Annotated in this window: 17 protein-coding genes; 10 read left to right on the forward strand and 7 right to left on the reverse strand. The window is 73.4% G+C overall.

Going from position 1 to position 16,811, the window contains the following annotated elements:
* Window positions 1-215 (forward strand): M15 family metallopeptidase (locus ABZ342_RS24995; RefSeq protein ID WP_360477350.1); only part of this gene is annotated, 215 nt, incomplete at its 5' end.
* A 91-nt stretch (window positions 216-306) separates the two neighbouring features.
* Entirely contained in the window at window positions 307-3,696 is a 3,390-nt protein-coding gene (locus tag ABZ342_RS25000) for a TM0106 family RecB-like putative nuclease (protein ID WP_360477353.1), read from the forward strand.
* Between the two features lie 16 nt (window positions 3,697-3,712).
* Here ABZ342_RS25000 and ABZ342_RS25005 read toward each other — a convergent pair whose 3' ends face one another.
* A complete protein-coding gene (locus ABZ342_RS25005; RefSeq protein WP_360477356.1) occupies window positions 3,713-4,276 on the reverse strand; it encodes a helix-turn-helix domain-containing protein in 564 nt (187 codons plus the stop codon).
* Between the two features lie 96 nt (window positions 4,277-4,372).
* On the opposite strand from ABZ342_RS25005, the gene ABZ342_RS25010 reads away from it, so the two are divergent.
* Window positions 4,373-4,675, forward strand: coding sequence for a muconolactone Delta-isomerase family protein (locus ABZ342_RS25010; protein ID WP_360477359.1), 303 nt, complete (start codon window positions 4,373-4,375; stop codon window positions 4,673-4,675).
* Between the two features lie 10 nt (window positions 4,676-4,685).
* On the opposite strand, the gene ABZ342_RS25015 is transcribed toward ABZ342_RS25010, so the two are convergent.
* Both ABZ342_RS25015 and ABZ342_RS25020 read right to left on the reverse strand, forming a co-directional pair.
* Window positions 4,686-5,297 carry a hypothetical protein gene (locus ABZ342_RS25015; protein ID WP_360477362.1) on the reverse strand — a complete coding sequence of 204 codons (612 nt, stop codon included), beginning with the start codon at window positions 5,295-5,297 and terminating at the stop codon, window positions 4,686-4,688.
* The gene (locus ABZ342_RS25020) at window positions 5,294-6,448 is read right to left on the reverse strand and encodes an alpha/beta hydrolase fold domain-containing protein (protein ID WP_360477365.1); all 1,155 of its coding nucleotides are present in this window, start codon (window positions 6,446-6,448) and stop codon (window positions 5,294-5,296) included. The genes ABZ342_RS25015 and ABZ342_RS25020 overlap by 4 nt, the downstream gene beginning before the upstream one ends.
* 130 nt (window positions 6,449-6,578) lie before the next feature.
* On the opposite strand from ABZ342_RS25020, the gene ABZ342_RS25025 reads away from it, so the two are divergent.
* Window positions 6,579-7,403, forward strand: coding sequence for an alpha/beta hydrolase (locus tag ABZ342_RS25025; protein ID WP_155546932.1), 825 nt, complete (start codon window positions 6,579-6,581; stop codon window positions 7,401-7,403).
* A 25-nt stretch (window positions 7,404-7,428) separates the two neighbouring features.
* Here the strand turns inward: ABZ342_RS25025 and ABZ342_RS25030 are convergent, their stop codons facing one another.
* Window positions 7,429-8,466 (reverse strand): alpha/beta fold hydrolase, encoded by a 1,038-nt coding sequence (locus ABZ342_RS25030; protein WP_360477368.1) that lies wholly within the window; start codon window positions 8,464-8,466, stop codon window positions 7,429-7,431.
* A 133-nt stretch (window positions 8,467-8,599) separates the two neighbouring features.
* Between ABZ342_RS25030 and ABZ342_RS25035 the strand changes: the two genes are divergently transcribed.
* Window positions 8,600-9,247, forward strand: a complete 648-nt coding sequence (locus ABZ342_RS25035; protein WP_360477371.1) for a class I SAM-dependent methyltransferase — start codon at window positions 8,600-8,602, stop codon at window positions 9,245-9,247.
* A 147-nt stretch (window positions 9,248-9,394) separates the two neighbouring features.
* Window positions 9,395-9,742 (forward strand): TraR/DksA C4-type zinc finger protein, encoded by a 348-nt coding sequence (locus tag ABZ342_RS25040; RefSeq protein WP_360477374.1) that lies wholly within the window; start codon window positions 9,395-9,397, stop codon window positions 9,740-9,742.
* 54 nt (window positions 9,743-9,796) lie between these two features.
* Here the strand turns inward: ABZ342_RS25040 and ABZ342_RS25045 are convergent, their stop codons facing one another.
* On the reverse strand, window positions 9,797-10,501 hold the full coding sequence (locus ABZ342_RS25045) for a TetR/AcrR family transcriptional regulator (RefSeq protein ID WP_360477377.1): 705 nt from the start codon (window positions 10,499-10,501) through the stop codon (window positions 9,797-9,799).
* An 89-nt stretch (window positions 10,502-10,590) separates the two neighbouring features.
* Between ABZ342_RS25045 and ABZ342_RS25050 the strand changes: the two genes are divergently transcribed.
* Window positions 10,591-11,484 carry an SMP-30/gluconolactonase/LRE family protein gene (locus ABZ342_RS25050; RefSeq protein WP_360477380.1) on the forward strand — a complete coding sequence of 298 codons (894 nt, stop codon included), beginning with the start codon at window positions 10,591-10,593 and terminating at the stop codon, window positions 11,482-11,484.
* Between the two features lie 25 nt (window positions 11,485-11,509).
* A complete protein-coding gene (locus tag ABZ342_RS25055; RefSeq protein WP_360477383.1) occupies window positions 11,510-12,499 on the forward strand; it encodes an LLM class flavin-dependent oxidoreductase in 990 nt (329 codons plus the stop codon).
* Here ABZ342_RS25055 and ABZ342_RS25060 read toward each other — a convergent pair whose 3' ends face one another.
* Window positions 12,500-13,525: an MBL fold metallo-hydrolase gene (locus tag ABZ342_RS25060; RefSeq protein WP_360477386.1), complete on the reverse strand. Its 1,026-nt coding sequence runs from the start codon at window positions 13,523-13,525 to the stop codon at window positions 12,500-12,502.
* A gap of 94 nt (window positions 13,526-13,619) precedes the next feature.
* Complete coding sequence (locus ABZ342_RS25065; RefSeq protein WP_360477389.1) at window positions 13,620-14,426, reverse strand: adenylate/guanylate cyclase domain-containing protein; 807 nt, start codon at window positions 14,424-14,426, stop codon at window positions 13,620-13,622.
* Window positions 14,427-14,727: 301 nt separating this feature from the next.
* Here ABZ342_RS25065 and ABZ342_RS25070 point away from each other — a divergent pair, with 301 nt between their 5' ends.
* Both ABZ342_RS25070 and ABZ342_RS25075 read left to right on the forward strand, forming a co-directional pair.
* Window positions 14,728-16,041, forward strand: coding sequence for a GH25 family lysozyme (locus ABZ342_RS25070; protein WP_360477392.1), 1,314 nt, complete (start codon window positions 14,728-14,730; stop codon window positions 16,039-16,041).
* Between the two features lie 35 nt (window positions 16,042-16,076).
* Window positions 16,077-16,805, forward strand: a complete 729-nt coding sequence (locus ABZ342_RS25075; RefSeq protein WP_360477395.1) for a D-Ala-D-Ala carboxypeptidase family metallohydrolase — start codon at window positions 16,077-16,079, stop codon at window positions 16,803-16,805.
* The last annotated feature ends 6 nt before the right edge of the window (window positions 16,806-16,811 follow it).

Consider the following 16,811-nt stretch of genomic DNA (forward strand, 5'->3'; position numbering starts at 1 on the left):
GGGCGATCGATGTGGACACGGTGCAGAATCCGTACATCTCCGGTAGTGGTGCGGTGTATCCGCCCAATGGTGCGCCGTATGTCGATCGGTCGCAGGCGTTGCCGGGGATGATCCATGCGGGTGATGTGGCGGAGCGGGCGTTCACCACTCGGGGTTGGACGTGGGGTGGGTCTTGGGACACCCCGATCGATTACCAGCACTTCGAGAAGCCCTGACACCAGCGGGCGACGCGCCCGGGATCGCCGGCGGCGGTTCCGGGCGTGGTGTCCGCGCGGGTGGGGTGCCGCCGTGTCAGACTGCCCGGCGATGCACACCCCAGCCGATCTCGCCGACCTGCTCGAATGTGAACACCGCAGCGTCCTCAAGCAGGCCGCGGACCTGCCCGGCGCGCCTCGTCCCGTGCAGGACCCGGCCGCCGGACGGCGGGGCCGTGCGGCCGCCCGGGTGATGCTCGCGCGCCTGCGTGCCGAAGGCCGCGACGTCTTCGAGATCGACACCCGGGACCCCGTCGCCGCCGCCGAGACCACCGCCGCGGCGCTGTGGTCGGGCGCGGCGGTGATCCACCAGGCCGTCCTCCACGACGCGGACTTCTCCGGCGTCGCGGACTTCCTGATCCAGGACGGCGAAGGCCGCTACGAGGTTCATGACGCGGAGCCGGCCCGGCAGGCGAAACCCGCGGCCGTGGTCCGGCTGGTCGCGTTCGCGGACGCGCTGCGGCGGGCCGGCTGGCCGACCGGTCCGCACGTGCACCTGCGGCTGGGCGACGGCGGCACCCGGACGCTGCGGGTCGAGGACTTCCGGCCCCTGGTCGACCGGCTGCGCGCCCGGCTGCGCGACCGTCCGACGGTGCTGCCGGTGCCGGTGTGGGCCGACGAACGCCCGGCCTGCGCCGGCTGCGGGTACGCCCGCCACTGCGCGTCGGCCCGCGAGGCCGACCGCGATCTCCTGCTCGTGGCCGGGATGCGCGGCGACCAGCGCCGCAAGCTGACCGCGGCCGGGCTGGGCACCATCGAGGCACTCGCGGCGGCGACCCCCGGCGACCGGCCGCGGGACCTCTCCGCCACCGCGTTCACGACGCTGCGGGCACAGGCCGCGCTCCAGGTGCGGCAGGACACCACCGGCGAGGTCAGCTACGAGATCGTCGACCCCGACGCCCTGGCGGCCCTGCCGGCGCCCGCGCCGGGCGACGTCTTCGCCGATCTCGCGGGTGATCCGCACGCGCTGGCCGGCGAAGGGCTGGAGTTCCTCTTCGGCGCGCTCACCCCGGGCGGCGAGCAGCGGTTCACCCCGTTCTGGGCGCACAGCCGCGCCGAGGAGAAGCGGGCCTTCGAGGAGTTCGTGGACTTCGCCGCGGCGCGGGTCGCCGAGCACCCCGGCTCGCACGTCTACCACTACGGGCCGTACGAGGTCACCGCGATCAAGCGGCTCGCCGCCGTGCACGGGACCCGCGAGGAGACCGTCGACCAGCTGCTGCGCGGGGGCGCGCTGGTGGACCTGCACACGGTGGTCCGCAAGGCGTTGCGCGTTTCGCAGCGGTCCTACTCGATCCGGCACCTCGAGCCGCTCTACCGTCCCGGCACCCGCGAGGGCGACGTGAAGACCGCGCTGTCGGACGTGGAGGCCTACGAGGAGTACCTGGTGCTCGCGCGGTCGGCCGAGCCCGGCCGGGCCGAGGAGGTCCTGCGCGGCATCGCCGGGGACAGCGAGGAGGACTGCGTCTCGGCGCTGCGGCTGGTCGAGTTCCTCCACCAGGTCCGGGCGGACGCCGGCATCGAGCTCGCGGCGCCGGCCGAGGAGTCCGCCGAAGACGCGCTGCTGCGCGAGGCGGAGGAGGACGTCGCCGCCGAGCGCCGGGCCGAACGCGCCGAGCGGCTGGCCGCGCTGGTCGACCCGCTGCTCGACGGGCTGCCGGACGACCCGGCCGAGTTCACCGGCGACGAGCGGGCCCGCGCGCTGCTGGCGGCGGCGGTCGGTTACCACCGCCGCGAGACCAACCCCGCGTGGTGGGAGTACTTCCGCCAGCTGGCCGCCCCGCTCGGCGACCTCGAGGTCGACACCTCGTGCACCGTGCCGGTTTCGCTGGAGGCGGGGGAGTGGGTCCCGCCGGCCGGGCGCGTCCGCACCGCGAAGCGGACCCTGGTCCTGGCGTGCGACCCGGACCGGCCGCACCCGTTCGCGCCGGGCGACGAGGTGCGGCTGCGCTACGCCGGAACCACGCGGGACGCCAAGGTCGCGGCCGCGTCGGCGGTGGAGCTGACCCTGGAGGAGAGCTGCCCGCCCGACGCGACCACCGCCGACCGGCCGGTCGCGGTGCTGCCCGGCAGCCCCGTGCGGCCCTCGCCCAAGGACGAGGCGGTCGCCGACCTCGCGCAGCTGGTCGGCGACGCCCTCCCGGCGCTGCCGCGGCACCCCGGTGTCGACCTGCTCCGGCGGACCCCGCCGCGGCTGCGTGGCGGAGCGGACCTGCCGGAGCCGGGGGCGGACCCGATCGCCGCGGTGATCGACGCGGTCGAGGCACTCGACGGCTCGACGCTCGCGGTCCAGGGGCCGCCGGGGGCGGGCAAGACGTTCCTGGCCGGCAAGCTGATCGCCCGCCTCGTGCGGGCCGGGCGCACCGTCGCCGTCACCTCCACCAGCCACAAGGCCGTGGAGAACGTGCTGAGCGCGGCGAAGAAGAGCGCGCCGGAGCTGCCCTGCGCGAAGCGCGCGAAGCGGACCCCGGACCCGGCCGCGCCGTGGGACCAGCCGAAGAGCAACCCGGCGCTGGTGAAGTGGCGGGAGGAGCACGACACCGGGCACCTGGTCGGCGGCACGGCGTGGACGTTCGCCAACGCCGCGGTCCGCGAGGAGCCGTTCGACCTGCTGATCATCGACGAGGCCGGCCAGTTCGCCCTGGCCGACGCGCTGGCGGTGTCGATGTGCGCGAAGAACCTGCTGCTGCTGGGCGACCCGCAGCAGCTCCCGCAGGTGGTGCAGGGAACCCACCCGGCGGGCGCGGAGGCGTCGGCGCTGGGTCACCTGATCGGCGAGGCCGACATCATGCCGGCGGCGCTGGGTTACTTCCTCGACGAGACGCGGCGCATGCATCCCGCGGTGTGCGAGCCGGTGTCGAACCTGTCCTACGCCGGGCGCCTGCACGCCCACCCGTCGGCCGCCGAGCGTGCTCTCGAGGACGTCCCCGCCGGGCTCTACCTGGCCGAGGTCGACCACCACGGCAACACCACCCGCTCGGTGGAGGAGGCCGCGGCGGTCGTCGACATCGTCGCTTCGCTGGTCGGTCGCCGGTGGACGGACCACGCCCCCGGCCGCCCGCTGGCGGACACCGACATCGTCGTGGTGGCCCCGTACAACCTGCAGGCGCGGACGGTGACGCGGGCGCTGGCGGACGCCGGTTTCCCGGGCGTGCGGGTGGGCACGGTCGACCGCTTCCAGGGCCAGGAGGCCCCGGTGGTGATCACGACCATGACGTCGTCCTCGGCGGTCGACCTGCCCCGCGGCCTCGACTTCCTGTTGTCCCGCAATCGTTTGAACGTCGCGTTGTCGCGGGCTCAGGTCCTGGCGGTCCTGGTGTGCTCGCCGAGGCTGGTGGAGGCGGACATCCGCACGGTGGAGCAGATGCGGCTGGTGGCGGGCATGATCGGCTTGCTGGCCGGGGCCCGGCCCTGGCCAGGTGATCTCCCGCCCGCCGGACAATGACCGGGCACCCCGGTGCTCAACCGGCGGCGGTCAGGGTGCGCAGCTGCTCGAACGACTGGCGAATGGCGTCGCGCAGGTCGAGGTCGTCGTCGGCGGCCCACCGTTCGAACGCGACCCGGTACACCGCGGCGCCGGCTTCGGCGGCCAGGACCGCTTCGGTGTCGTCGACCCCTCGACGTCGAAGCCCGTCGGCGAGGGCGGCCGACATGTGGGCGAGCTTGATCAGTTCCCGTTCGCGGAGGTCGGCGTTGGCCATGATCACCGCGTGCCGCTGCCGCGCGCGCTCACGATCCCGCCCGACCAGGTCGGCCGCGGCGTCCAGCGCGGCCGCGACGACCGCCAGCGTCGACGCCGTGGCGGGCGCGGCTTCCAAGGCGGCCAGCGACTTCTCCGCCATCTCGCCCGCTTTGTCGAAGAGGACCTCGCGCTTGTCGGCGAAGTAACGGAAGAAGGTCCGGGCGGTCACGCCGGCGCGGTCGGCGATGTCGGCCACCATGGTCTGGTCGAAGCCGTGTTCGAGGTACAGGGCCAGAGCGGCCTCGCGCAGCCGGTCATCGGCTCCCGGCTCCCATCGTCCCATGCCGGGAGTGTAGTTCCGGCGCTCAGTGATGTCATCTGATGACATCGCCGTGCTAGAGTCATGTCATCAGATGACATCACTGCTGGAGGACGGATCATGTCGGCTACATCCACGTTCATGGTGTTCGCGACCCTTCGGGACGACACGGACTTCGCCGAGTTCGCCGCGCTGAGAGACGACGAGCAGAAGCAGCTGGAAGTCCTGCGCGCGGAGGGCAAGATCGGCGCCCACTACGTTTCCCCCGCCCGGCGCGCGACGTTCGTCGAGGTCATCGCCGCCGACGAGCAGCAGGTCGCGCAGACGCTGGCGACGCTGCCGTTCGCCCGGTTCTTCGACGCCGACGTCTACCCGACCACGCCTCCGGACGCGGCCGAGGCCGCCCACCGGGCGCGATCCTGAGCCCGCGGGCTCACCGGCGCACGAGTTCGCGGCCCAGGTCGTCCCGCAGGTGGACCTCGATGAACACCCGCAGGTAGCGGTCCTTCGCCAGCTCGTCGAAGGCGTCCACCAGGGACCGGTCCGGTTCGCCGGTCAGGTGCACGATGCGCCAGAGGTTGAGCGGAGCGTCCTCCGGGCCGGCGACGGAGTGCTCGACGTGGAAGATCGGCTGGCCGGCGCCGGCGGTGAAGACGCGGCCGTCCGGGGCTTCGAAGCGTTCTGCGCCGATGAAGAACGCGCGCCGGTTCTCGTGGTCGAGGCGCACGTGCTCGATGATCGTGGCGAACCGGGCGGGGTCGGCCCACCGGCGCTGGTCCGACACACGCGTGAAGTCCTCGAAACGGCCGTGGCGCACGCTCGGGAACTTCTCGGCGCTGCCGGCCTTCACGACCGTCGGGATGTACTTGTCCGGTGCCGCGGCCTTGCGGACCTCCATGTCCCACAGCTGCGCTCCGGTGTAGGCGAACGGTGGCCGCACGTCGTAGCGCTCGCGCAGGACGTCGTTCACCGGGATCGCCGGCAGCTCGACCGAAGTCGTTTCCGGCGCCGCCCACGCCTGCTCGAAGATCTCTTCGTGGTTCACGCCTTCTCCTGTCCGGTAACGGTTTCGTGGATCCAGCCGGTGACTTCCGCCCAGACCGGGTGGCCCGGCCGGACGACGTCGAAGTGGGTGCCGCCCTCGACCTCGACGTAGCGGGCGGCCCCGCCCTCGTCGGTGACCTGCCTGGTGTAGCGACGGCTCCACTCGGCGGGCACGGCTTCGTCGGCGGTGCCGTGCACGGCGAGGACCGGGACACCCGCGCCCGCCAGTTCCAGCGGGGAGGTCCAGGCGTAGTGCCCGGCCACCAGCAGCGGCACGATCCCTTCGCCGACGGCCTCCGCGACTCCCGCCCACGCTTCGGGGCGCGCGGGCTCGGGGGCGTCCTTCGGCGGCTCGGCGTCCGGGTCGGCCAGGACCTTCCCGAAGCCGGCCGCGTCGGCCGCTTTCAGGTCGAGCGCGCCGGCCAGCGAGACCAGGCCGATCGGCGTGATCTTCGGGCGGGCACCGGGAGCTTCGGGCGGAAGCGCGCCGCGGTGGGCGGCCCACGCGGCGAGGTGCCCGCCCGCGGAGTGACCGAGGAGCACGACGCGGGCGGTGTCGAGCGCCGGGTCCATGCTGTCGAGGGCGTCGACGGCCGCGGCGACGTCGAGGAAGGTGCCCGGCCGGCCGCCGCCGGGCTCGCCGATCCGGCGGTACTCGACGTTCCACACCGCGTAGCCCCGGGCGACGAGGTCGTCGGCGACGCCGGTGATCTGGCGGCGGTCCCAGACGGCCGTCCAGTAACCCCCGTGGATGAGGGCCACGACGGGGAACGGGCCGTCGCCCTCGGGCAGGTACAGCTCGCCGACCTGCGACGGCTCGGGACCGTAGGCGACGGTGCGGACCCGGCGGGAGCTGTCTTCGGCGTCGTCGTAGCGCACGCCGCGCTCGGCGCCGACGAGGCCGCCGATCGTGGCGAAGAAGGCCGCGATCGCGGGCCGGTTCCCGCCCTTGGCCTTCGACTCGTCCCACGCGGCGTCGTCGGTCCACTCGACGAAGTCCAGCCACGTCCGCTCGTCGAGACGGACCAGGCGGGCGGCGAGGAAGCCGCGCCGGTCCTCGCGGAACGCCGCCACCATGCCCGGGCGGGCGGCCAGCATCGCCGCGGTGTTCTCCGGTGCCACGGTGAAGGTGGTCAGCTCGATGACCGACATCGTCAGCTCCTCGTGCTCGGTCGATTGGTCCAGATTTATGATAGTCACAAAACTTGACTAAGTCTGCCGCTGTGGCCCGCGACACGCTAGGTTCGGCGTGTCCCTGACGCCTGCCCGGACGGAGATGCCGATGCCCACCATCACGACCCCCGACGGTGTGGAGATCTTCTACAAGGACTGGGGAACGGGTCAGCCGATCGTCTTCAGCCACGGCTGGCCGCTGACCTCCGACGACTGGGACACCCAGATGCTGTTCTTCGCCGGGCAGGGCTACCGCGTCATCGCCCACGACCGGCGGGGCCACGGCCGCTCGTCCGACGTCGCCGACGGCCACGACATGGACCACTACGCCGACGACCTGGCCGCGCTGACCGCCCACCTCGACCTGCGCGACGCGGTCCACATCGGACACTCGACCGGCGGCGGCGAGGTCGTGCACTACCTCGGCCGGCACGGCGAGGACCGGGTCGCCAAGGCCGCCATCCTCGCCGCGGTCCCGCCGCTGATGGTGCAGACCGACGCCAACCCGGGCGGCCTGCCCCGGAGCGTCTTCGACGACCTGCAGGCCCAGCTGCTGGCGAACCGGTCCGAGTTCTACCTGTCGCTGGCGGCCGGCCCGTTCTACGGCTACAACCGGCCCGGCGCCGAGCCGTCCGAGGCGATCATCCGCAACTGGTGGCGCCAGGGCATGATGGGCGGCGCGAAGGCGCACTACGACGGCGTCGTCGCGTTCTCCCAGACCGACTTCACCGCCGACCTCGAGAAGATCACCGTGCCGGTGCTGGTCATGCACGGCGACGACGACCAGATCGTCCCGTACGCCGACTCGGCGCCGCTGTCGGCGAAGCTCCTGCGCAACGGCACGCTCAAGACGTACGCGGGCTTCCCGCACGGCATGCCGACCACCCACGCGGACACCGTCAACGCCGACCTGCTGGAGTTCATCCGTTCTTGATCACGCGGAACGCACGCGGCGACCGTCAGAGCAGCCCGGCGGTGGCCGCGTGCGCGGCGGCCGCCGCGCGCGACGACACCCCGAGCTTGCCGCGGATGTTCGACACGTGGCGGTGCGCCGTGTGGGCGCTGATCCCGAGCCGGCGGGCGATCTCCTGGTCGCTCAACCCTTGCGCGACCAGGCGAAGCACGTCGAGCTCGCGTTCGGAGAGCTCGGGGCGCGTCGAGTCCGCCCGGCGGGCTCGACGCCCGGCGCCGAGGAACTCCCGCACCGGGCGGACGAGCGACTCCACGTCCCCGCGCCACGGCAGGTGGTCGGTTCCGTCGAGCGGGACGAAGCCGGCGCCCGGTATGCGGGCGGCGACGTCCTGGCCCAGGGTGAACGGGATCGCGCGGTCGTCGCGGCGGTGCAGCACGAGGGTCGGGACCTCGATCGCGCCCAGCCGGTCCCGGACGTCGAACTCGTACACGGCCGCGAGCGAGCGCACCGCTTTCTCCGGGGTCAGGCCGGCGCGCTGGAACCGGACGAAGTCGTCGCGCTCGGCCGCGGTCGCGGTCGGCAGGAACAGGTCGGCGAGGATGCGGGAGCCCACGCCCCAATGCCGTCCGACGAGCGCAAGCAAGGAATCCCGAGCTTCCGCCGGAGCGATCTCGGCGCCGCGCGCGTAGCTGCCGTACAGGACGAGCCGCTCCACGCGGTCCGGGTGGGCCGCCGCGTACGCCATCGCGGCGCAGCCCCCCGACGATCCACCGAACAGGCTCACCTTCTCGCCGGTCGCGTCGACGACGGCGCTCAGCGCGGCCACCTCGTCGGCGAGCGAGGTGACCAGCGGCCCGGCGGGGTCGGACATGCCGACGCCGGGCCGGTCGTAGCGGACGAGCGTGAACCGGTCGCCGAGCAGCCCGGCGAACCGCCGGAACAACGGGTCCCGCCAGTCCAGCTCGAGGTGCCCGCTCCACCAGCCGCCGACGACGAGGGGCGGGCCCTCGCCCACGGTGGCCCAGGCGATCGCGCGATCGTCCGGGCCACCGGTGAACCGCACGACTTGGTCCTGCCCCGGCATTCCCCGAGCGTAGGCGGTTTCGCGGGCCGGCGTGGCCGGTTCGGGCCAGTGCCCGGAATGGCACGAGCGGGTGATGCGGCGGGCGGGCCGTGGCTGGTGTGCTGTGGCCCATCGGCGGTGCGAAGGAGGCTCGATGACCGGAGGGGACAGCGTGGGGGTACGGGACGGGCTCGGCGAACGGTTCGGGGCGGCGCTGTACGAACCGTTCCTGCGCCGGGGGGAGCGGCTGGGGCTGGCCGGGCGGCGCGCGGAGCTGCTGCGGCGCGTGCGCGGGCAGGTGGTCGAGATCGGCGCGGGGACCGGTCTCAACGTCCGGCACTACCCGCCGGCGGCCGAGGTCGTGCTGACCGAGCCCGTCCCGGCGATGTACCGGCGGCTCGAAAAGAGCGTCCGGGGCCGGGCCGGGATGCGGCCGGTGCGGGCGTCCGCCGACGCGCTGCCGATGGCGGACGCCAGCGTCGACACGGTCGTGTCGACGCTGGTCCTCTGCACGGTGCCCGACGTCGATCGCGTGCTGGCCGAGCTGGTGCGGGTACTGCGGCCCGGCGGGCGCCTGCTGTTCTGCGAGCACGTCCGCGCCGAGGACCCGAAGCTCGCGCGGAGGCAGGCGCGGTTCGCGGGGCCGTGGGCGGCGTTCGCGCAGGGCTGCCGGTGCGACCGCGACACCGTCGCGCTCGTCAAGCAGCGGTTCGACATCGAGGACCTGAGCACGGCGCACTGGCGCGGGATGCCTTCGGTGGTCCACCCGCTGATCATCGGGACGGCGACGCCGGCCCGGTGACGCCGGGCAGGCCCGGTGACGGCTCGACGGCGCGATCGCGATGGCCCGGACCGCCGCCGACCTCGTCGGCCTCTCCGGCCTTCGAACGGGCGCCGCGGCTCCGGCGAACTAGTGTGGTGGGCATGGCACGGCATGAGGTAGCCCGCCGTGGATGAGCGGACCGCGACGGAGCTGATCGAGCGAGCCCGGGCCGAGACGGCGCGCTTGGCGGAGGCGCTGGCGAGGCAGCGGGACGAGATCGTGGCGGCATCGGAGTTCACCAGCGCCGACGACGAACACGACCCGGAAGGCGCGACGATCGCCTTCGAGCGGGCGCAGGTCCAGGCCCTGCTGCGGCAGGCCCAGGACGAGCTGGCAGCGCTCGCCCAGGCCGCCGACCGGGTGCGCGCGGGAACCTACGAGGTGTGCGAGCGCTGCGGCGGCCCGATCGCCGAGGGCCGGCTGATGGCCCTTCCGGCGACGCGGAGGTGCATCAAGTGCGCTGACCGGAGGTGACGGCGAGCGCGGCGGTCGGCCCTATCTCCGACGCTCGCGGCTCTGCCGGCGCCATCAGCCGGGACCCTCGCCGGTGGGGGAGGGCGCGCCGAGCATGCGGGCGGCCAGCTCGGCGTACGACTCGCCGAGAGCCTCGGGGGAGTCCGCGCCGTCGAGGCGGTACCAGCGGACCAGGTCGATGCCGAGCGACAGGATCGCGCGCACCGCGCGGTCGATGTCGGGCACGTCGAAGACGCCCTCCCGGGCTCCGCGTTCCACGGCCGTCCGCAGCATCGCCGAGAACTGCTGGCGGAGGTCGAGAACCTCGCCGAGGTGCTCCGGGGCGAGCGCCGCCAGCTCGTACTGGCAGACCCTCGCCACGGTGTGGTGGCGGGCGTGCCACGACACGTGCCCGGCGACCAGCCGCCGGACGTGGCTCCGGGCGTCGCCGTCGTCCTGCTGGGCCGCCAGCACCGCGAGCGCGCGCTCGTGACCGGTGCGCGCGATGTGGAACAGCACCGCCTCCTTCGAGGCGAAGTGCACGTACAGCGAACCGGGACTGAGGCCGACGACGGCCGTGATGTCGCGGGTCGTGGTGGCGTGGAAACCCTTGCGGGCGAAGCACTGCACGGCCGAGGACAGCAGCGCGCGGGCCACCGGGGAGGTGTGCTCACCCCAGAACTCGCCGGGGATCGACTCGGGGCCGAGGTCGGTCGTCAGCTCCATCGCGGCCGCCACCGGATATCTCCCGCCGCCGCGACGGCGCTCTGTCCCTGACATCCCGGACCCCTCCCGATGCCGGACTTGACACGTCCCGGCCCCGCGGTCATGGTAACTGTGCGCTCAGTTAGCGAAAGGGTGAGGCCGGGATGGGACGAGCACAACCCGCCGTGGTGGTCGAGGGCTTCTCCTACCTCGAATGCCCGAGGTGGCACGACGGCCGGCTCTGGGTGTCGGACTTCTACACCGAGCGGGTCGTGGCGATCGACGGCCGCGGCGGCACCGAAGTCGTCGCCGAGGTCCCCGGGCAGCCGTCGGGGCTCGGCTTCCTGCCAGACGGACGCCTGCTCGTCGTGTCGATGCGCGACCACCGCGTCCTCGTGCGCGACGGATCGGGGCGGCTGACCGAGAACGCCGACCTGTCCGGCGTCGTGTCCGGGGTGCTCAACGACATGGTCGTCGACGACCGCGGCCGCGCCTGGGTGGGCAACTTCGGCTTCGACCTCATGGGCGGCGCGCCTCTGCGCTACACGACGCTCACCCGCGTCGACCCCGACGGGAGCGTCTCCGTCGCCGCCGAGGACCTCGGGTTCCCCAACGGCATGGTGATCCTGCCCGGCGGCGTACTGGTCGTCGCCGAGACCTTCGCCGGGCGGCTGACCGCCTTCGACATCGGCGAGGACGGCGAGCTGAGCGGGCGCCTTGTCTGGGCGCAGTTCGGCGAGACGCCGCGGACCGACGACGTCGGCGAGGCGGTACAGCGGCTCGAAGTGGCCCCAGACGGCATCTGCGCCGACGCCGAAGGCGCGATCTGGGTGGCCGACGCCGTCCACAACCGCGTCCTGCGGGTCGAGGAGGGCGGCCGGATCCTCGACGAGGTCGACGCCGGCACCGGGGTCTTCGCCTGCATGCTCGGCGGCGACGACGGGCGGACGTTGTTCCTCTGCGCCGCACCGTCTTTCGCCGAGCACGAACGCCGTCCCGTGCGCGAAGCCCAGCTCCTCGCGGTCGACGTCGAGGTCCCGCACGCCGGCCTGCCCTGATCCGCCGAGCCGAACGGAGGACCTCATGGAGGTCTCCTGCGCTTTCCCGACGGCACTGGACTCGCCGGAAAACATCGTCGTGGCCGAAGAACTGGGCTACGCGCGGGCGTGGGTCTACGACACGCCGCAGCAGAGTCCCGACGTGTGGATGACCCTCGCGCTGGCCGCCGAACGGACCGAGCGGATCGGGCTCGCCCCCGGCGTGCTGGTGCCCAGCCTGCGGCACCCGATGGTCAACGCCGCGGCGACCGCCACCCTCGCCGCGCTGGCACCCGGCCGCGTCGCGGTTTCCTTCGGCACCGGGTTCACCGGCCGCCGCGCCATGGGGTACCGCGCGATCCCGTGGTCCTACATGGAGTCCTACATCCGGGCCTACCGCGGTCTCCTGCGGGGCGACGTCGTCGAGTGGGAAGGGGCGCGGATGCAGATGCTGCACCCCGGCGGGCACGCGCCGGCCCGGCCCGTCGACGTCCCCGTCCTGATCGGGGCGCTGGGCCCGAAGGGGCACCGGGTGGCCAAGGAGCTCGGCGACGGGCTGTACGTCACGCTGCAGCTGCCCGGGTTCGCGACCGAGTACTCGTGGGTGCCCTACCTCGTGTGGGGCACGGTCCTCGACGAAGAAGAGACGACCGAAACCGAGCACGCGCGCCAGGCCGCCGGACCCGGCTGGGCCCTGGCCTACCACGGCGCGTACGAGTTCGGCGGCCCCGACGCCGTGCGCGCGCTCCCGGGCGGTCCGGAGTGGATGGACGTCGTGGAGCGGACGCCGCCGGAGCGGCGGCACCTGGCGGTCCACACCGGTCACTGCGTGGAGCTGGGGGAGGCCGACCAGGCGGCCTGGAACGCCGGCGGCCACCGCATGGTGCGGGACGTGACGATGAGCGGAACGCGCGAGCAGATCCGGCACCGGCTGGACGAAGCCGCCGCCCGGGGCGTCACGGAAATCGTGTTCCAGCCCTGCGGGCCCGACATCCGGGGCGAGCTGGAGCGGTTCTTCGACGCCGCGAAGAGCTAGCTAAGCGGCGTTGTACCGGCGCGCCGCGGGGGTTTCTTCGAGGGTGACCCGGCCGAGGTGGGCCAGGACGTCCAAGTGGGCCTCGATCTCCATGACCGCGGACAGCTGGTGTTCCAGCTGCAGCGCGTCGAGCTGCCTGCGGTGCCGGGTCCACGGCAGCCGCCGCGCGACCTCGTAGGCCGTCGTCGCGCCGGCCACCAGCAGCTCGTTGACTTCGTCGAGCCGCTCGCGGTGGTGGTCGAGCAGCTCCCGCACGCGCGCGTGGGTGCTCGGGCCGACCGCGCCGTGGGCCGGCAGCAGGACCTGGTCGGGCCGGCCGAGCAGGAGCTTCAGGGACGAGATGTACGAGCGCAGCGGCGCCGGCTCGGGCGCGACTTCGAAGCCCAGCGACGGCGTGATCCTCGGCAGCACGTGGTCGCCGGCGAACAGCACGCCGGCCGGGGAGTGGGCGTAGACGACGTGCCCGCGCGTGTGCCCCGGGGTCGCGATCGCTTCCAGCTCGCCGGCGGCCAGCGGGATCCGGTCGTTGTCGCGGAGCCAGCCGTCGGGTGGGCCGTAGGGCGTCTCGGCGCCGGACATGTCGATCGCGAGGACCCGCTCGGCCAGCTCGTCGGCGCCGCAGCGGGCCAGCAGCTCCGGGTGGTTGGGGAACGGGTTGGTGGTGTCGAAGCCGTCGATGCTGAACCGCTCGTTCTCACCGATCAGCAGCCGGACGCCCAGCGGCTCACGCCACGCGAAGGCCTGCGTGTAGTGGTCCCAGTGGTGGTGCGTCGCGAGGCAGGTCCGCACGTCGCCGAGCCGGTGGCCCAGCTCGGCCAGCGCCGCCGTGACGGCGTGCTCGTTGGCGGGGCTCGCCCAGCCCGGGTCGATCAGCACCAGGCCGTCCGGGCCTTCGAGCACGTAGGCGTTCACCGTGGACAGGCCGGCGATCGGCAGCGGCAACGGGATGCGGTGGATGCCGGGCGCGACCGCGTGCGCCCCGGGCGTGGTCCAGTCGTCCGGCTGGTCGATCGCGTTCGCGGGCATGCGCCTGTCCTGGTCGGTTGTGAAGCGTACGCAATGACTTTAGTGGCTGATCCCGCCCGCGCACCTGTGACATATCTCGTCGGGAATCGCCCGATCAGGGTGCGTCGTAGCGCGGGACGACGGCGAACACCTCGAGGTCGCCGGGCGCGCCCTTCGCGCGGAACTTGCGCCGCCGCCGGACGGTGAACCGGGCGGTGTCGACCTTCGCCAGCACGTCACCGGTGACGAGGACTTCGCCGCCGGCCGCCGCGTCGGCGACCCGGGACGCGATGTTCACGTCGACGCCGAAGTAGTCGCGGCCGACCTTGCGCGGGTGCCCGGTGTGCAGGCCCGCCCGCAGCCGGGGCCGGTAGCCGCCGAGGTCGATCGCGCTGACCGCGCCACACGTCTCGTACGCCGCCTCGACCGCGGCCGCCGGATCGCCGAAGACGGCCATCAAGCCGTCGCCGAGGCCCTTGACGACCCGGCCGCGGTGGCGGGCGATCGTCGCCTCGCTCGCCGTCGACACGGCGCGCAGCAGCTCGAGCGCCCGCGCGTCGCCGACGTCGAGGGCCCAGCTGGAGAAGCCGACCAGGTCGGTGAACACGATCGTCGTCTCGCCGGTGTCGCCGTCGCGGCCCTGGGCGACGGCCTGCCAGACCTGGACGGCCGCGAGCCCGAGCTCACGCATCGCGCTCGGCTGCTCGGCCTTCGCTTCGGCCAGCAGCCGGGCGACCCGGTCCGACGGGTGGCCCGCGGTCGTCGACAGCGCGTCACCGAGGTCGCGGTCGCCGGGGATCAGGCGCCGCACCGCCCGCGCGGAGCGGACCAGGCCCGGGCGCTGGTCGGCCGCCCGCAGCCGGTCGACGAAGCGGGACACCTTCCGGGCACGGTCCGGCCGGTCGTCGTGGCTGTCGGTCACCGGCCGCATGCTACCGGCCGGTGTGGACCACGGACCCGCGAAGGCAACGCGGGTCACGTGCCCGGTGGGGCGTCCACAGTGGAGGAATCCGCCGGCTCCCGAACCGGCGGCGGGTATGAGCGGGGACGGTCCGCGAGACCGGATATTCCACGGAAAACGCCGGACGGCCGCCGGGCGGGCATCCCAGCGGTGTCCCACGGGGGTGGCGTTCCCGCTGGTCCGGCGGGGTGGGACTGTCCCGGCGTCCCGAGTCGGGCGTCGACCCGAGACCGGCCGGGCGACCACTGCCAGCCTCCTCGCCATGCGAAAACTCGCTCTGGCCGTCGCGGCGCTGCTGGTGTTCCCCACCGCGTCCGCGGTCGCGGCCGAACCCGTCGCGGTGTGCGGACACACCACCGCCCAGCCCACCCTGAAGCAAGGGTCTTCCGGCGCCGAAGTAGCCGAGGCCCAGTGCGAACTGAACCTGGCCACCAAGGCCGGCCGGTACACGCCGATCGGCGCGGACGGCTCCTTCGGCCCGGCCACCGACGCCCGCGTGCGCGTGTTCCAGCGGTGCGCCGCGCTGAGCGTGGACGGCCAGATCGGGCCGAACACCTGGGCCGCGCTGAACTCGTGGTCCGCGCGGCCCCGGAAGTGCGCCACCCAGGGCACCTCCGACGCCGCGCAGAGCGTGGTGTGCGGTCTGTCCACCGCCCGCCCGACCCTGCAGAGCGGGTCCACCGGCGTGGACGTCAAGGAACTCCAGTGCCGGCTGAACCTCGCCATGGAGCCGGGCCACTACCCGCCGCTGACGGTGGACGGCAACTTCGGCGACGGCACCCGGAACCGGGTGATCCAGTTCCAGCACTGCGTCAACGCCAGTGCCGACGGCGTCGCCGGGCCCACGACCTGGGCGAAGGTGACCGACTGGTCCAGCCGCAACACCTACTGCACCCCGCCGAAGCCCGCCGGGCACCCGATCGACGGCGTGGACACGGCGAAGTACCAGCACCCCGGGGGCGCGCCGATCAACTGGGGCGCGGTGAAGGCGTCCGGGGTCGAGTTCGCGACCGTCAAGGCGACCCGCGGCCTCAACACGACCGATGAGTACCTCGCGACGGACCTGCCCGCCGCGCGTAACGCCGGCCTGGCCGTCGGGCCGTACCACTTCTACACGGGTACCGCGGCCAACACCGGCGCGGCGCAGGCGGACCGGTTCATCGCCGCGGTGAAGGCCACCGGGTACACCGGCAAGCGCGCCGGCGACCTGCCGCCCGTGTTCGACCTGGAGTGGAAGGACGACGGCTCCGGCGGCTGCCCGCCCTTCGTCACCGTCGCCGACGCCAAGGCGTGGCTGGACAAGGTGCAGGCGGCGTTCGGCCGGACCCCGATCATCTACACCCAGAAGTCGTTCCTGGACGCGTGCCTGGGCGGCACCACGGCGCTTTCCGCCTATCCGATGCAGCTCGCCGACTACCGCCAGTCCGTCACGCAGCCGGCACTGCCCGCCGGGTCGAGCACCTGGCTGATGTGGCAGTACACCGACGCGGCCATCCCCGACGGCATCCCCGCGCCCGCGACCGGGGACGTCTTCAACGGCACCCAGGCCGCTCTCGACCAGCTCGCCAACCGCTGAATCCCCGCTAGGAAAGGACGACAATGAGTCTCCCCATGAGCCGCCGCACGATGCTCCGCAGCGCGGTGGTGGTCGGCGCGGCCGCGGCGGTCAGCCCGCTGCTGCTGTCGGGCACCGCCCAGGCGTACACGTGGTCCCGCACCCTCGTGCAGGGCAACACGGGCGCCGACGTCACCGAACTCCAGATCCGCGTCGCCGGCTGGGCGGCCGACTCGGCCAGCCACAGCCGGGTTTCGATCGACGGCGAGTTCGGCCCCGGCACGGCGGCCGCGGTCCGCCGGTTCCAGGCGGCCTACGGCCTCGGGGCCGACGGCGAGGTCGGCCCGGCCACCCAGTCCGCGCTCAACGCGCTGGAGCAGAGCGACGGGTCCACCGCGCACTTCAACTTCAGCGAGTTCACCGACCGGGTGAGCGGCACCTTCAACGGCGGCAAGGTCAGCGCGGCCACCGCCAAGGAGAACGCCCGCCGCTGCATGTACAAGCTGGAGGCCGTGCGCAAGAAGCTCGGGAACAAGCCGATCACGGTGAACTCCGGGTTCCGCAGCATCGCGCACAACGCCGAGATCGGCGGCGCCAGCGACAGCATGCACATGTACGGCACCGCCGCCGACCTGGACGTGCCGGGCGTGGCCAACAAGACCGTCTACCAGAAGGCCGAGACCAGCGGCTTCTCCGGCCTGGAGACCTACAACACCGACCACCAGCACGTGGACAGCCGGGCCGACCTCGGCCGCGCGTGGTGGTGGGAGAACGGGACGGTCTGACTGGCG

The sequence above is a fragment of the Amycolatopsis sp. NPDC005961 genome, assembly GCF_040629235.1.
GTDB classification, from domain to species: domain Bacteria; phylum Actinomycetota; class Actinomycetes; order Mycobacteriales; family Pseudonocardiaceae; genus Amycolatopsis; species Amycolatopsis camponoti.

Coding starts and splice junctions, on each gene's coding strand:
- ABZ342_RS25000 (WP_360477353.1), top strand. CDS start 307: ATGCACACCCCAGCCGATCTCGCCGACCTGCTCGAATGTGAACACCGC.
- ABZ342_RS25005 (WP_360477356.1), bottom strand. CDS start 4,276: ATGGGACGATGGGAGCCGGGAGCCGATGACCGGCTGCGCGAGGCCGCT.
- ABZ342_RS25010 (WP_360477359.1), top strand. CDS start 4,373: ATGTCGGCTACATCCACGTTCATGGTGTTCGCGACCCTTCGGGACGAC.
- ABZ342_RS25020 (WP_360477365.1), bottom strand. CDS start 6,448: ATGTCGGTCATCGAGCTGACCACCTTCACCGTGGCACCGGAGAACACC.
- ABZ342_RS25025 (WP_155546932.1), top strand. CDS start 6,579: ATGCCCACCATCACGACCCCCGACGGTGTGGAGATCTTCTACAAGGAC.
- ABZ342_RS25030 (WP_360477368.1), bottom strand. CDS start 8,466: ATGCCGGGGCAGGACCAAGTCGTGCGGTTCACCGGTGGCCCGGACGAT.
- ABZ342_RS25035 (WP_360477371.1), top strand. CDS start 8,600: ATGACCGGAGGGGACAGCGTGGGGGTACGGGACGGGCTCGGCGAACGG.
- ABZ342_RS25045 (WP_360477377.1), bottom strand. CDS start 10,501: ATGTCAGGGACAGAGCGCCGTCGCGGCGGCGGGAGATATCCGGTGGCG.
- ABZ342_RS25050 (WP_360477380.1), top strand. CDS start 10,591: ATGGGACGAGCACAACCCGCCGTGGTGGTCGAGGGCTTCTCCTACCTC.
- ABZ342_RS25055 (WP_360477383.1), top strand. CDS start 11,510: ATGGAGGTCTCCTGCGCTTTCCCGACGGCACTGGACTCGCCGGAAAAC.
- ABZ342_RS25060 (WP_360477386.1), bottom strand. CDS start 13,525: ATGCCCGCGAACGCGATCGACCAGCCGGACGACTGGACCACGCCCGGG.
- ABZ342_RS25070 (WP_360477392.1), top strand. CDS start 14,728: ATGCGAAAACTCGCTCTGGCCGTCGCGGCGCTGCTGGTGTTCCCCACC.
- ABZ342_RS25075 (WP_360477395.1), top strand. CDS start 16,077: ATGAGCCGCCGCACGATGCTCCGCAGCGCGGTGGTGGTCGGCGCGGCC.